Annotated in this window: 10 protein-coding genes; 6 read left to right on the top strand and 4 right to left on the bottom strand. The window is 71.7% G+C overall.

Annotation, left to right across the window (positions count from 1 at the left end; translation table 11 throughout):
* Positions 1–300 precede the first annotated feature (300 nt).
* Positions 301–2,325 (top strand): PIG-L family deacetylase, encoded by a 2,025-nt coding sequence (locus tag ACZ56L_RS30000; protein ID WP_471067504.1) that lies wholly within the window; start codon positions 301–303, stop codon positions 2,323–2,325.
* Between the two features lie 141 nt (positions 2,326–2,466).
* Here the strand turns inward: ACZ56L_RS30000 and tuf are convergent, their stop codons facing one another.
* From tuf to rpsL, 4 genes are all read right to left on the bottom strand, one after another.
* Positions 2,467–3,660 carry an elongation factor Tu gene (tuf, locus tag ACZ56L_RS29995; protein WP_189821111.1) on the bottom strand — a complete coding sequence of 398 codons (1,194 nt, stop codon included), beginning with the start codon at positions 3,658–3,660 and terminating at the stop codon, positions 2,467–2,469.
* A gap of 217 nt (positions 3,661–3,877) precedes the next feature.
* Positions 3,878–6,007: an elongation factor G gene (gene fusA / locus ACZ56L_RS29990; protein WP_345228952.1), complete on the bottom strand. Its 2,130-nt coding sequence runs from the start codon at positions 6,005–6,007 to the stop codon at positions 3,878–3,880.
* Between the two features lie 38 nt (positions 6,008–6,045).
* Positions 6,046–6,516 carry a 30S ribosomal protein S7 gene (rpsG, locus tag ACZ56L_RS29985; protein ID WP_189821113.1) on the bottom strand — a complete coding sequence of 157 codons (471 nt, stop codon included), beginning with the start codon at positions 6,514–6,516 and terminating at the stop codon, positions 6,046–6,048.
* A 2-nt stretch (positions 6,517–6,518) separates the two neighbouring features.
* Positions 6,519–6,890, bottom strand: coding sequence for a 30S ribosomal protein S12 (rpsL, locus tag ACZ56L_RS29980; RefSeq protein ID WP_003948652.1), 372 nt, complete (start codon positions 6,888–6,890; stop codon positions 6,519–6,521).
* Positions 6,891–7,270: 380 nt separating this feature from the next.
* Between rpsL and ACZ56L_RS29975 the strand changes: the two genes are divergently transcribed.
* The 5 genes from ACZ56L_RS29975 to ACZ56L_RS29955 all read left to right on the top strand — a co-directional run bounded on the left by ACZ56L_RS29975 (position 7,271) and on the right by ACZ56L_RS29955 (position 13,559).
* A complete protein-coding gene (locus ACZ56L_RS29975) occupies positions 7,271–7,981 on the top strand; it encodes a Crp/Fnr family transcriptional regulator (RefSeq protein WP_345228953.1) in 711 nt (236 codons plus the stop codon).
* 88 nt (positions 7,982–8,069) lie between these two features.
* The gene (locus ACZ56L_RS29970; RefSeq protein ID WP_471067497.1) at positions 8,070–8,876 is read left to right on the top strand and encodes a hypothetical protein; all 807 of its coding nucleotides are present in this window, start codon (positions 8,070–8,072) and stop codon (positions 8,874–8,876) included.
* On the top strand, positions 8,873–11,056 hold the full coding sequence (locus ACZ56L_RS29965) for a hypothetical protein (RefSeq protein ID WP_468686399.1): 2,184 nt from the start codon (positions 8,873–8,875) through the stop codon (positions 11,054–11,056). The genes ACZ56L_RS29970 and ACZ56L_RS29965 overlap by 4 nt, the downstream gene beginning before the upstream one ends.
* A complete protein-coding gene (locus ACZ56L_RS29960) occupies positions 11,053–12,177 on the top strand; it encodes a PE-PGRS family protein (RefSeq protein WP_471067494.1) in 1,125 nt (374 codons plus the stop codon). Before ACZ56L_RS29965 ends, ACZ56L_RS29960 begins: the two co-directional genes overlap by 4 nt.
* Positions 12,174–13,559, top strand: a complete 1,386-nt coding sequence (locus ACZ56L_RS29955; protein ID WP_471067491.1) for a M48 family metalloprotease — start codon at positions 12,174–12,176, stop codon at positions 13,557–13,559. Before ACZ56L_RS29960 ends, ACZ56L_RS29955 begins: the two co-directional genes overlap by 4 nt.
* The last annotated feature ends 3 nt before the right edge of the window (positions 13,560–13,562 follow it).

Genomic DNA, 13,562 nt, shown 5'->3' with positions numbered 1-13,562 from the left:
CCGGAGCGTGACGGAGGTCAAACCCGGGTCCTGCACCCGAACGGGTGCTCAGCGGATCCCGCGGTGCGGCACGTCCCCGCCGCGACGGACTCCAGGCGTACGCCGCCCCCCCCTCCGGGGCGCCCACGCCCCCGCAGTCCCCGCCCCGGAGCCGCCCTGCGCAGGCAACCCCCGCCCCTCCCCCGCCGTCTAGCTGACCGCAGCGGGGCGGCGACGCCTGCCCGTACCGTCCCGCCGGTCACGACGGCACGCAGCGCACGACCATCCGCTGCGGGGGAAGCGGACGGAGTACGAGGACACATGCACAGCGGTACGGGGCCCGGCCTGCCCGGACGACTGCCCAGACGGACCCTGCTGACGGCCGCCACGGCCGCCGCCGCGGGCCTGCCCCTGGCGGCCTGCACGGTGCCCGCGGCCCCGCGCCGCCGGGACCCGGGGCCCGACCCCGCGCCCGGACGGCCCATCTCGCTCACCGGGCGGTCGCTGCTGATGCAGTTCCTCGCCCACCCGGACGACGACCTGTACTTCATGAACCCGGACACCCGCAGGCTGCTGGAGGCCGGGGCCCCCGTCGTCTCCGTGTACGTCACCGCGGGCGAGGCGAACGGGATCAACCACGCGCCGGGCCGCCCCCGGCCCGAGCCCGACAAGAACGCGTACGCCTCCGCCCGTCAGCAGGGGCTCCGGCAGGCGTACGCGACCCTGCTCGGGCTGCCGAAGTTCACGCCGTGGCGGCGGACCGTGATGGAGCTGCGCGGCGGCAAGCGCGCCGAGCTGAACACCCTCGCGCACGGCGGCCTCCGCGCCGAGCTGGTCTTCCTCAACCTCTCCGTGATCTCGCCCCGCAACCGGCCGTCCCTGCCCGCGCTGTGGACCGACCGCGGCATGCGCCAGCGGACCCTGGTGGCCGACAACTCGCCGCTGGACAGGCCGAGTTCGTACGACTACGACGAACTCGTCGACGCGCTCGTCGGGCTGCTGGACCACTACCGGCCGACCGTCGTGCAGACCCTCGACCCCGACCCCGACATCCAGCGCAGCACCGTGCGCGTACGCAGCAAGGACAGCGAACAGCCCGGCTACTCCGACCACCGCGACCACACCGCCGTCGCCTGCTTCAGCTGGGCGGCGCTGATCCGCTGGGTCGCCGAGAAGTCCGCGGCCCGCCAACCGCTCCCCCGCTTCACCGCCACCGCCTTCCGCGGGTACTACAACCGGCACTGGCCCAAGAACCTCCCCGAGAGCGTGCTCCAGGAGAAGGCCGAGACGCTTTTCGCGTACGGCGGCGACCCGGACTGGGAGTGCGGGAACCCGGCGGGCTGCGGGGACTACAGCGTCGGCCAGGGGCGTCCGCTGACGAACTACAAGGGGTGGGCGCGCTCCACCAACTACCGTTATCCGGGAGGCGAGTTGGTGGTCGACGGCACCCGCGCCGCGTACGCGGTGGCGGGGCTGCGGCTGGTGCGCTGGCGGGCGGACGGGACCGGCTGGGGCGCGCCCGAGGACCTGGGCGGCGGTCCGCTGGCCCCCGGGCTCGGGCACGCCGCGACGGAGGACGGCGGGCAGCTGCTGTTCGCCGTGCGCATCGCCTCCCTCGTCGGGCACGGCGGCGCGAACCTGCGCGAGGTCGTCCAGTACGACGGCCGCGCCTGGACCTCGCTCGGCAACCCCGAGCGCCTGCCGGACCGGGGGCGGCGGATCGGCGTCCCGGTCGCGGTCACGGCGGGCGACGGCAGTGTCCACCTCTTCGTGCGGAACGCGGCGAAGAGCGTGAGCACGCGGGTACGGGACCCGCGTGGCCGGTGGGGTCCCTGGCGCGGCCTGGCGGGTCCGGGCGGGGACGTCATGGGCGACGGCGACGGCATCCAGGACGGCCTGTCGGCGGTCGTCGACGGGCAGGGCCTGGTCCATCTCCTCGCCGCCGCGCGGAAGTCCGTACGGCACTGGGCGCAGCCCTCGCCCGGCGGGCCCCTCGCGCTGCGCCCGCCCGCGATGCCCGCCCCCGGCACGCCGCCGCACGCCTTCCTCCGGCCGGACGGCTCGCTCGGCGTCGTCTACCGTGCCCCGCACTCCCCCGGGCTCGTCGCGGTGCGCCCCGACGGCTCGCCGCTGCCCGACCTCGCCCTCCAGGGGTACGGTCCGGTGGCCGGCGGCCCGGGCCCGGTGCTGCTGGGGCGGGGCGAGCAGGGGGAGGTCCGGCTCCGGGACGCCGGGGGGAGGACGCGGCGGCACCGGGGGGTGTGCGTGGGGACGCCGGTCCTGGTGGGCGCCGGCGCGGTGGCGGGGCTCGGGGCGGACGCGGCGCCGTGGCTCTGGCGGACGTAGGGCCCGTACGCGTACGAGGAGAAAGACGGCACGGGAGGAAGAAGGACGAGAAGGGCCCCGGCACCCCCCGCTTGCGCGAGGGGGCCGGGGCCCTTCCCTTGGAGCTCAGTTCAGCGAGCTACCAGGTCGAACACCGAGTAATTACTTGGTGATCTTGGTGACCTGGCCGGCGCCGACGGTCCGGCCACCCTCACGGATGGCGAACTTGAGGCCCTCCTCCATGGCGACCGGCTGGATCAGCGCGACCGACATGACGGTGTTGTCGCCCGGCATGACCATCTCGGTGCCCTCGGGCAGCGTGACGACACCGGTGACGTCCGTGGTACGGAAGTAGAACTGCGGGCGGTAGTTGTTGAAGAAGGGGGTGTGACGGCCACCCTCGTCCTTCGACAGGATGTACGCCTGCGCCTCGAACTCCGTGTGCGGGGTGACCGAGCCCGGCTTGATGATGACCTGGCCGCGCTCGACGTCCTCGCGCTTGATGCCACGGAGGAGCAGACCGACGTTCTCACCGGCCTGGCCCTCGTCGAGCAGCTTGCGGAACATCTCGATGCCGGTGACCGTGGTGGTGGTCTTCTCTTCCTTGATACCGACGATGTCGACGGTCTCGTTGACCTTGAGGACACCACGCTCGATACGGCCGGTGACGACGGTGCCACGACCGGTGATCGTGAAGACGTCCTCGATCGGCATCAGGAACGGCTTGTCGACGTCGCGCTCGGGCTGCGGGATCGACTCGTCGACGGCGGCCATCAGGTTCAGGACCGACTGGCCCCACTCCTTGTCGCCCTCGAGCGCCTTGAGCGCCGAGACCTTGACGACCGGCAGGTCGTCGCCCGGGAACTCGTACTCGGAGAGGAGCTCACGGACCTCGAGCTCGACGAGCTCCAGGATCTCCTCGTCGTCCACCATGTCGGCCTTGTTCAGCGCGACGACGATGTAGGGGACGCCTACCTGGCGGGCCAGGAGGACGTGCTCCTTCGTCTGCGGCATCGGGCCGTCGGTGGCCGCGACCACGAGGATGGCGCCGTCCATCTGCGCCGCACCCGTGATCATGTTCTTGATGTAGTCCGCGTGACCGGGGCAGTCGACGTGGGCGTAGTGACGCGACTCGGTCTGGTACTCGACGTGCGCGATGGAGATGGTGATACCGCGCTGACGCTCTTCCGGCGCCTTGTCGATCTGGTCGAAGGCCGAGGCCTCGTTCAGGTCCGGGTACGCGTCGTGCAGCACCTTGGTAATGGCGGCCGTGAGGGTCGTCTTACCGTGGTCAATGTGACCGATGGTGCCGATGTTGACGTGCGGCTTAGTCCGCTCGAACTTTGCCTTCGCCACTGGGTCCTCCTGCGGAGTGGTTCTGTACGCCTTGCTTCATCGGCGCCAGGTGATCTTTGCTGGGATGCCGGCGCCCGGGGCATTCGGCGCGGATTGCGCTGAATGCCCCAGTGGCTCCGGTGATAAGCCTAAAGCGTGTGCTCGTACGGGTGAGAACCCGTCCTCGCGGCAGGCGACCGGCCCTGCGGCCGGGCGCCCGGTGAGTGAACTCGAAGAGTTACTCGCCCTTGGCCTTCGCGATGATCTCCTCGGCGACGTTCCGCGGAACCTCGGCGTAGGAGTCGAACTGCATCGAGTAGCTTGCGCGACCCGAGGTCTTGCTGCGGAGGTCTCCGACGTAGCCGAACATCTCCGAGAGGGGCACGAGGCCCTTCACGACGCGAGCGCCGCTGCGCTCCTCCATGGCCTGGATCTGGCCACGGCGGGAGTTGAGGTCGCCGATCACATCGCCCATGTAGTCCTCGGGCGTGGTGACCTCGACGGCCATCATCGGCTCGAGGAGCACGGGAGAGGCCTTGCGGGCACCCTCCTTGAAGGCCTGCGAACCGGCGATCTTGAAGGCGAGCTCCGAGGAGTCGACCTCGTGGTAACCGCCGTCGAGAAGGGTGACGCGGACGCCGACCATCTCGTAACCGGCCAGGATGCCGAACTGCATGGCTTCCTGGGCGCCCGCGTCCACCGACGGGATGTACTCCCGGGGGATGCGGCCACCGGTGACCTTGTTGACGAACTCGTACGACGCGTCGCCACCCTCGATGGGCTCAAGGGCGATCTGCACCTTCGCGAACTGGCCGGTACCACCAGTCTGCTTCTTGTGCGTGTAGTCGATGCGCTCGACGGTCTTGCGGATCGTCTCGCGGTACGCGACCTGGGGCTTGCCGACGTTCGCCTCGACGCGGAACTCGCGCTTCATGCGGTCGACGAGCACCTCGAGGTGAAGCTCGCCCATACCACCGATGATGGTCTGGCCGGTCTCCTCGTCCGAGTGGACCTGGAAGGAGGGGTCCTCCTCCGAGAGCCGCTGGATGGCGACACCCAGCTTCTCCTGGTCGCCCTTGGACTTGGGCTCGATGGCGACCTGGATGACCGGGGCCGGGAAGTCCATGGACTCCAGGATGACCGGGGCCTTCTCGTCGCACAGCGTCTCACCGGTGGTGGTCTGCTTGAGACCCATGACGGCGATGATGTCGCCGGCGCCCACCGATGCGATCTCCTCACGCTTGTTCGCGTGCATGCGGTAGATCTTGCCGATGCGCTCCTTCTTGCCCTTGACCGAGTTCAGCACGGAGCTGCCGGCCTCGAGGCGGCCCGAGTAGACCCGGACGAAGGTGAGCTTGCCGAGGTGCGGGTCGCTCATGATCTTGAACGCCAGGCCCGAGAAGGGCTCGTCGTCCGACGGCTTGCGCGAGACGACCTTCTCCGGGTCCTTCACGTCGTGGCCTTCGATGGCCTCGACGTCCAGGGGGGAGGGGAGGTAGCGCACCACGGCGTCGAGCAGGGGCTGGACGCCCTTGTTCTTGAACGCCGTACCACAGAACACGGGGCTGACGGTCACCGAACCGGCGCCGCCCTTCGACGCGAGGGTGATGCGGCGGATGGCCGCCATCAGCTGCTCCTCGGTGGGCTCCTGGCCCTCGAGGTACAGCTCCATCATCTCTTCGTCGTGCTCGGCGACGGTCTCCAGGAGCTTCCCGCGCCACTCGTCGGCGGCCTCGGTGTGCGTGTCCGGGATGTCGACCGTGTCGTACATCTCGCCCTTGGCGGCCTCGGCGGACCACACGAGCGCCTTCATCGACACGAGGTCGACGACGCCCTTGAAGTCGGCCTCGGCGCCGATCGGGAGCTGCATGACGAGCGGGACCGCACCGAGGCGGTCGACGATCATGTCGACGCAGCGGTGGAACTCGGCACCCGTACGGTCGAGCTTGTTGACGAAGCAGATGCGCGGCACGCCGTAGCGGTCCGCCTGACGCCAGACGGTCTCGGACTGGGGCTCGACACCGGCGACACCGTCGAACACGGTGACGGCGCCGTCGAGGACGCGGAGCGAACGCTCCACCTCGACGGTGAAGTCGACGTGACCGGGGGTGTCGATGATGTTGATCGTGTGATCGACATCGTTGAGCGGCCAGTGGCAGGTCGTCGCGGCAGACGTGATCGTGATGCCGCGCTCCTGCTCCTGCTCCATCCAGTCCATCGTGGCAGCGCCGTCGTGGACCTCACCGATCTTGTAAGACACACCGGTGTAGAAGAGGATGCGCTCGGTGGTGGTCGTCTTGCCCGCGTCGATGTGGGCCATGATCCCGATGTTGCGGACCTTGGCCAGGTCAAGCGAAGTGGTGGCCATAAGGCTCAATCTTCTCTCGGTCTCGAAGTGGGTAACGACTACCAGCGGTAGTGCGCGAAGGCCTTGTTGGACTCGGCCATCTTGTGGGTGTCCTCACGCTTCTTGACGGCAGCGCCAAGACCGTTCGAGGCGTCGAGCAGCTCGTTCATGAGGCGCTCGGTCATGGTCTTCTCGCGGCGGGCGCGGGAGTAACCCACGATCCAGCGGAGCGAGAGGGTGGCGGCGCGACCGGGCTTGACCTCGATCGGCACCTGGTAGGTGGCGCCACCGACACGGCGGGACTTGACCTCAAGCGAGGGCTTGACGTTCTCCAGCGCGCGCTTGAGCGTGATGACCGGGTCAGCGCCGGTCTTCTCGCGCAGGCCCTCCATGGCGCCGTACACGATCCGCTCGGCGGTGGAACGCTTGCCGTCGAGCAGGATCTTGTTGATCAGCGACGTGACAAGAGGAGACTGGTAAACCGGGTCAATGATGACCGGGCGCTTCGGGGCGGGGCCCTTACGAGGCATTCTTACTTCTCCTTCTTGGCGCCGTAGCGGCTGCGAGCCTGCTTACGGTTCTTGACGCCCTGCGTGTCGAGGGAACCGCGGATGATCTTGTAGCGAACACCCGGCAGGTCCTTCACACGACCGCCACGCACGAGCACGATCGAGTGCTCCTGCAGGTTGTGGCCCTCACCCGGGATGTAGGCCGTGACCTCGATGCCCGAGGTCAGGCGCACACGCGCGACCTTACGGAGCGCCGAGTTCGGCTTCTTCGGGGTGGTCGTGAACACACGCGTGCAGACGCCACGGCGCTGGGGCGAACCCTCAAGCGCGGGCGTCTTGTTCTTCTCGACCTTGTCCTGCCGGCCCTTCCGGACCAGCTGCTGGATCGTAGGCACTACTTCTCCGGTTTCTGTGTGCCGATCACTGTGAAACTAACCTGGAACATCCCCGACCCACGCGGTCGGGTGTGTCGGACCCGGCACACTCCGCCGGAAGCGGAGAACGACGCGAATCACGGGGGCCCCGTACAGACAGGCTCACTCTGCGGCTGTAGACACGCACAGGAGCCCAGGCACACCCCAGGCACAAGGTCTGAGCGTACCTACCTCATCGACCTGGGTCAAAACAAATGCTGTCCATCCGTCGGCGGGACCCGGTGCGGGGCATGCGGGTGACGCGAACCACCGCGTTTCCGCCCCCTCGAGGAGGGGCCTCCAGTAGCTTGACGTGGTCATGGACACGTTCGGTCGGCGGTCGGACACGGGGGGCGACGGGGATGGCCCGGAGCACGGAAGCAACGAGCGGGGACGAGGGCCTCGGGGACAGGGTCCCGTTCCTGGCCCGGCTGGAGCCGGAGGACCGCCGGGCACTGCTGGCCCTGGGCCGCCCCCTGCGGTACGCCCCGCGCAGTACGGTGCTGCGCCAGGACGAGCCGTCGACGTACGTCCTGGTCCTGCTGCACGGCTGGACCAAGGTGACGGCCGCCGCGGTCAACGGGTACGAAGCGCTGCTCGCGCTGCGCGGGCCCGGCGACATCGTCGGCGAGGCGGCTGCCCTCAGCGGGCGGCCCCGCACCGCCACGGTGACCTCCCTGGAGGCGGTCACGGCGGTGGCCGTCGACCAGGAGCGGTTCACCGCCTTCCTCACCGCCTCCTCCGGGGCCGCCCTGAGCCTGCTCACCCTGACCACCGACCGCATGCACAAGGGCGATCAACGCCGTCTGGAGAACGCGGCGCTCACCGTGCGAGAACGTTTCGCCGTACTGCTCCTCGAACTCGCCCGCACCCACGGCAGCCGCACCGAACTCGGCATCGAGCTGTGCGTGCCGCTCAGCAAGCAGGAGCTGGCCGGCGCGATCGGCGCCTCCCGCGAGATGGTGCAGCGCCTGCTGAAGGAGCTGCGCGAACGCGAGGTGGTGCTCACCGGCCGCCGCACGCTCGTCATCCTGCGGCCCGACATACTGCGCCGGATCGGGCACCAGGGCTGATCCCGCCCCTGTTCAGTGCACACGGTCACACTCGGACAGCGTCATCCGCCCTCACTCCGACACGCTCCGGCGGGCCACTCTGCCGTGCATGACACCCAAGGGAACGACCCCGAAGAAGGTCCCCGCCCACCAGCCGCAGCCGCCGCTGAGCCGGAACATCCTGCTCCTCGACATCGAGCGCTACAGCGACCGCGACGACGTCGAACAGGCTTATCTGCGGCGGATGCTGTACGAGATCACCGACCGCACCCTGATCGCCGCGGGCATCGACGCCACCCGTCGGCTGCGCGCCGACCGGGGTGACTCCGTGATGGAGCTGATCGACGCGAACACCTCGCTGATCGATCTGCTCCGGGCGTTGCTGAGCGAGACCCCGATCCAGCTCCGTGCCACCAACCGCAAGGCATCCACCAGCGCCCAGATCAGGCTGCGTGCCGTCCTCGCCACCGGATACGTGGCCATCGACGAGAACGGCTGGGTGGGCGCCGACCTCAACTTCGCCTGCCGCCTGCTCGACGCCGACGAGTTGCGCAAGGCCCTGAAGCGCAGCGAGGACGACTTCGCCCTGTGCGTCTCGGACCCGGTCCACCGGGGCATCGTGCGGCACAACCACCCGGGCATCCCGGCCGAGAAGTTCCACCCGGTGGTGCTGGACGGGAAGAACGGGGCGATGGAGGCATGGCTGTACGGGCCCGTCCCGGCCGGTGAAGGCGGAACCCCGGCTCCCGGAGGGCACGCCGCGCCGCCCTCCCCCGCGCCGACGGGCGAACCCCAGGCCGAGCCCCCCGGCACGGCCAGCGGGGCCTACGTCCACGGCAACCAGACCGGCATCGCGGGCGGCACCTTCACCGCCCCCATCACCTTCGGCGACCTGAACCCGGGCGGCTCCCGGTGAGCGCCGCCGCCCCCGGCCGGGCGCAGGGCCCCGAGGTGCCGCCCGCCGCCCCCGGCCAGGAACCCCCCGAGGAGAACCAGCAGTCCGCCCCCGACCAGCAGGACAGCGCCGCTCCACCCGAGCAGCCGCAGAACGCCCGTGCCGCCCGGCGCGAACTCGTCGACCACACACCCGGGTTCATCCTCGGCCGGTCCCCCTCCTTCGGCGGCGCCCTCGTCGGCGGCGAGCAGTCCGGCATCGCGGGCGGCACCTTTCACGGCGCGGTCAGCTTCCGCACCCAGATCCACCACCACACCTCCCCCGACGGCCCCCGGCACGCCTCGGGCGCCGTCCCCGCCGAACGGCTGGCCGCACTGTCCGCCACGTACCAGGAGAGCCCCTGCTTCGCCCCCGCCCTGCGGCGCCTCCGCGAGGAGCGGGTGCTGATCCTCACCGGCGCGCACGCGACCGGCCGCCGGGCCGCCGCGACGATGCTGCTGCACCGGCTGGGGACCCGGTCGGTACGGGCCCTGGACCCGGGCAGCTCACCGCTCGCCCTCGGGGAGCGGCTCACCGAGGACACCGGGCATCTCGCCTGCGACCTGGCCATCAGCCGCTCCCGCCCGTTCACGGACGCCCAACTGCTGGCACTGCGCGAGAAGTTGACCGAGTACGGCAGTCACCTCGTAATCACCACGAGTCCGTCCGCCCCCCTGCACCAGGGCATCTCCCCCCTCCCCTGGGAACCGCCCCCGCTGGCGGACACGCTCCGCGCCCACCTGCGGCACCTCACCGACGAGGAGACCGCCGGCACGCTGATGGCCCAGGAGCCGGTGCGCGACTTCCTCGACGGCGCCCGGCTGATCGGCGAGGCGGCGGCCTTCGCCCCGCTGGTCGTCGGCCACCACCGCGGCACGGTCCCCGCATCCGCGCTGGCCGAGTTCGGACGCGCCACCGTGGAGGAGCAGGTCCGCGCCTGGTTCGGCGGTACCGAGCTGAGCCTGCGGGACAAGAGCTTCCTGCTCTCCCTCGCCGTGTTCGACGACGCCCCCTACCCGTTGGCCGGCGAGTTCGCCGACCCGCTCTACGTACGGCTCCAGCGGACGGAGGACCCGGGCACGCACCCACGGGTGCCGGTGTTCGGCCCCGCGCCCTCCGAACGGCTGGAGCAGGCACGGGGTTTGGTGTACGAGGGCGAGGAGGCCACCGAGTGGGGTCCGGTTCCCCAGGCGATGGCCCGGTACGCCAACGAGCTGACCGCCCCCGTTCTGCTCACTGAGGCGTGGACCCGGCAGCCCTCCACCCGTCCCGCGCTGGTGGAGTGGGTGCGCCGGCTCGCCGACGACGGCCGTGCGCTGGTGCGCACCCGGGCCGCCGCGGCGAGCGCCGCTCTCGCTCATGCGGACCTGTCGTCCTGTGTGGGCCTGCTCATCACCCCCTGGGCGGACTCCGCGTCGTACGCCCACAGGCTGACGGCGGCCAACTCCCTGGTCCTGACGGACCTGTTGGGGGTCTCCGCGGTACGCCACCTCCTTGACCAGTGGTGCACGGACCTGGACCGCCCCGGCCGGCGCTGGACCGGCATCCGCGCCTGGGCCCTGCTGGCGGGCCTGCGCCCCGAGCTCGCGCCGCGGGCCCTGGCCTCGGTGGTCGGCCGGGCCCGCGACCCCGAGTGCGAGGAGGACGAACTGCGGGAGCTGGCGGACTCGGCGGCGCTCCTGCTGACCGCGGGCCGCGCGTCGAGCATGGTGCACGAGCTGGCCGGACTGCTCGGCGACGGCAGCCCCGCCGTACGCGCCCTGACAGCCGAGGCGTTCCTGAAGGCGTGCGCGTCGCTGGGGACCGCGGACGCGGAAGCGAGCCTGCTCGACCGGTACGCCCGACAGGACCGCACCTCCCCGCAGGCGACCCGCGACCTCGCCGCGCTGTGGAACGGCACGCTGGAGGACGCCGACCGCACCGGTGAGGCGCTCGCCGCCCTGCGCTCCTGGGTGCTCCAGGCCGACCGGCAGCCCTCCGCCGAGGCGGCGCTGCGCACGCTGCTCCCCGCCCTGACCGCCACCGACCGGGGGTGGCTGCGGGTCACCCATCTGCTGCGGACCATGCCGGGGGAGGACGGCGGGCCGCCCCCGGAGGTCGCCGACCGGCTGCTGCGCCTGGTCGGGCAGCGACCGGCGACGGACCTGGCGGTGATCTCGTGAGCATCCTCCGGTGGCGGCCGAACCAGTGGCGGCGGAACGACTTTCCGTGGCACGGCGGGCTCCGGGAGGACGACGAGGACTTCCCGCCCGGGTGGCCGTACGCGGCGTCCGACGAGCCGGAGCCCTGGGACCCCGGCGAGCCGTGGGGACCCGCGCCCGACGAGCGGGCCTGGTCGCCCGAACCCCCTTCCCGCCACACCGAGCTGACCGATCCGGTACTGAGCGTGCGGACCCTGGGCCGGTACGAGTACGCCACCAAGCGGCTGCCCGTGGGCGCGGACCACGCGCTGGTGTTCGCCACCACCGACCACCACTACCGGTCGTTCGTGCCCCCTGCGCGCCCCACCCGCGCCGACATAGCCAGCGGCCGGTTCACCGCCGTGTACGAGGTGGACACGGGTGTCCAGCGGGCGAGCAAGGAACTGGAGCTGCCCAGTGACCAGGAGTCCTTCTCCTTCGTCGCCGAAGCGGACTTCGAGTGGCGGGTGACGGACCCGGCGGCCTTCGTCGTCTCCGGTGAACGCGACGTTCCCGAGCTGCTGCACCGGGCTCTGGTGCGCACGCTCCGCCCGGTGGCCGCCGCCCACCCCGTGCACCGGGCCCGGGACGCGGAACGGTCCGCCCGCGCCGCCCTCGGACTGGCCGGGCCGCTCGGCGCCGAACAGGGCATCACCGTCCGCTGCGACATCCGGCTGTCCGTCGACGAGCCCACCGCCCGGCACGCGGCAGCCGTACGGGAACGGCACCAGGCGCACGACCTGGCGGTGCTGCGCGAGGAACACGAGCGCGCCCTGCGCCACTACCGGGACCAGAAGATCGCGTACTACCAGGAACACCTGCGCAGGGGAGGCGTCACCGCCTGGGCCTTCCACCTCGCGGAACACCCCGAGGACGCACTGCTGGCAGTCCAGAACCTCTCTCAGGAACAACGGGAGCTGGTGCGCAGCCAGTACGCGGTCGCCAAGGAACTGGTCACCGGCCCCGGCGTGGAGGCGTACCAGCTGGAGGGTCCCAAGAAGCGGCTGCTCCAGTTCCTGGAGGACGCCTTCGCCCAGGCCCGCCCGGAAGCACTCGGGCCGCTGCCCGAGCCGGAGAAACCCGCCCCCGAGGAGTCCCCGTGACCTCCGCACCCGAGCCCCCGCAAGGCCCCCGGTACCCGGAGCCCCCGGTCCTGCGCGACGTGACCCACCTGTCGGAGAAGCTCCGCTCCCGCGCCGCGCCCCCGGATCCCGAGGACGGCCCGGGGCGCCCCGACCGGGCCGGGCGCCGACGCCGCGCGGCCGGTGCGGGCCGCCGTCCGTCCTCGTACGGCGACCGTCAGGACGACGGGGAGCCGCCCCGTTCCGAAAGCCGGTACGAGGAGGCGCACACGCTGCTCGCGCGGCTGCGGGACCTGCTGGACGGGCCGGAGCCCCCCGGCCCGTGGGAGCGCCGCAGGCACCCGGGCCCGCCGCCCGCGCCCGGGTTCGCGGGCACGGAGGCGGACGACGCGGCCGAGGACGGCTTCCCGCCCGGACCGGTCCCGTACGCGGCCCGTCCGGACCCCTGGCCCCGGCGACCCCCGGCCGGGCCCGGGGCGGCCGCCGCGTCACGGCTGCGGCTGTCCTCCCGGGAGCGTCGCATGGACGCCACGGCCGTCTGCCAGCTCCTGACGCAGCTCCCCTGGGCCGTGTGCAGCGCCCTGCTCATCGGCCGGCTCTCCTCTCTCCTGCTGGGCGGGCTGGGCTGGTTGCCGCTCGCGCTGTGGGCCGGCGCGGGGCTGCTGGTCTTCCGCCGGTCCTCGGAAACCCTGCTCGCCCGCTACCTGCTGCGCCTGGAGCACCCCTCGGGCCGCGAACTCGACCGCCTGCGACCGCTCTGGGCCCAGGTCACGGCCCGCGCCGGGGTGGACGGCAGGGGGTATGCGCTGTGGATCGAGGACAGCCGGGAGCTGACCGCGTTCGCCACCGGCCGGCGGATCGTCGCCGTCACCCGCCAGGCCGTACGCTCCCTGCCGGACGGCCAGTTGGCCGCCGTCCTCGCCCATGAGCTGGGCCATCAGCGCGAGGGCCACTCCTGGGCCGCCCCGCTGGGCCGCTGGTACGGGATGCCCGCACGGGCGCTCGCCTCGGGGCTGCGCCGGGTGCTGCTGCACGCCTGGCTGCGACGGAAGGACCTGGCCCGCTCCCAGCGCCTCACCGCCGTACTGGTGCTGCTGCTGGCCTTCGGGGCGCTGACCCTCGCCACCTGGGGGCTGCCGCTCGCACTGCTGGCGGGTCCGTTCGTGCTCGGGGCCACCGCGCGCCGCGCCGAGTACCGGGCGGACCGGCACGCGGCGGTGCTCGGTTACGGGCCGCAGCTCGCCTCCGTACTGGAACGGTCGATCGAACGGGAACTCGCGGACCGGAACAGCCGGTTCCGCGGTCGGCGGCCCTCTCTGGTGGTACGCCTCCTCACCACCCGCGCCAACACGGCGACCAGGCTGCACCGGCTGCGCCCGTACCTCGAAACACGGGAGCGCTGACCC

Source organism: Streptomyces sp. NPDC039736 (assembly GCF_055596485.1).
Note: the sequence above shows the minus strand (reverse complement) of the source record. Positions and strands in the feature narration are given on the sequence as shown.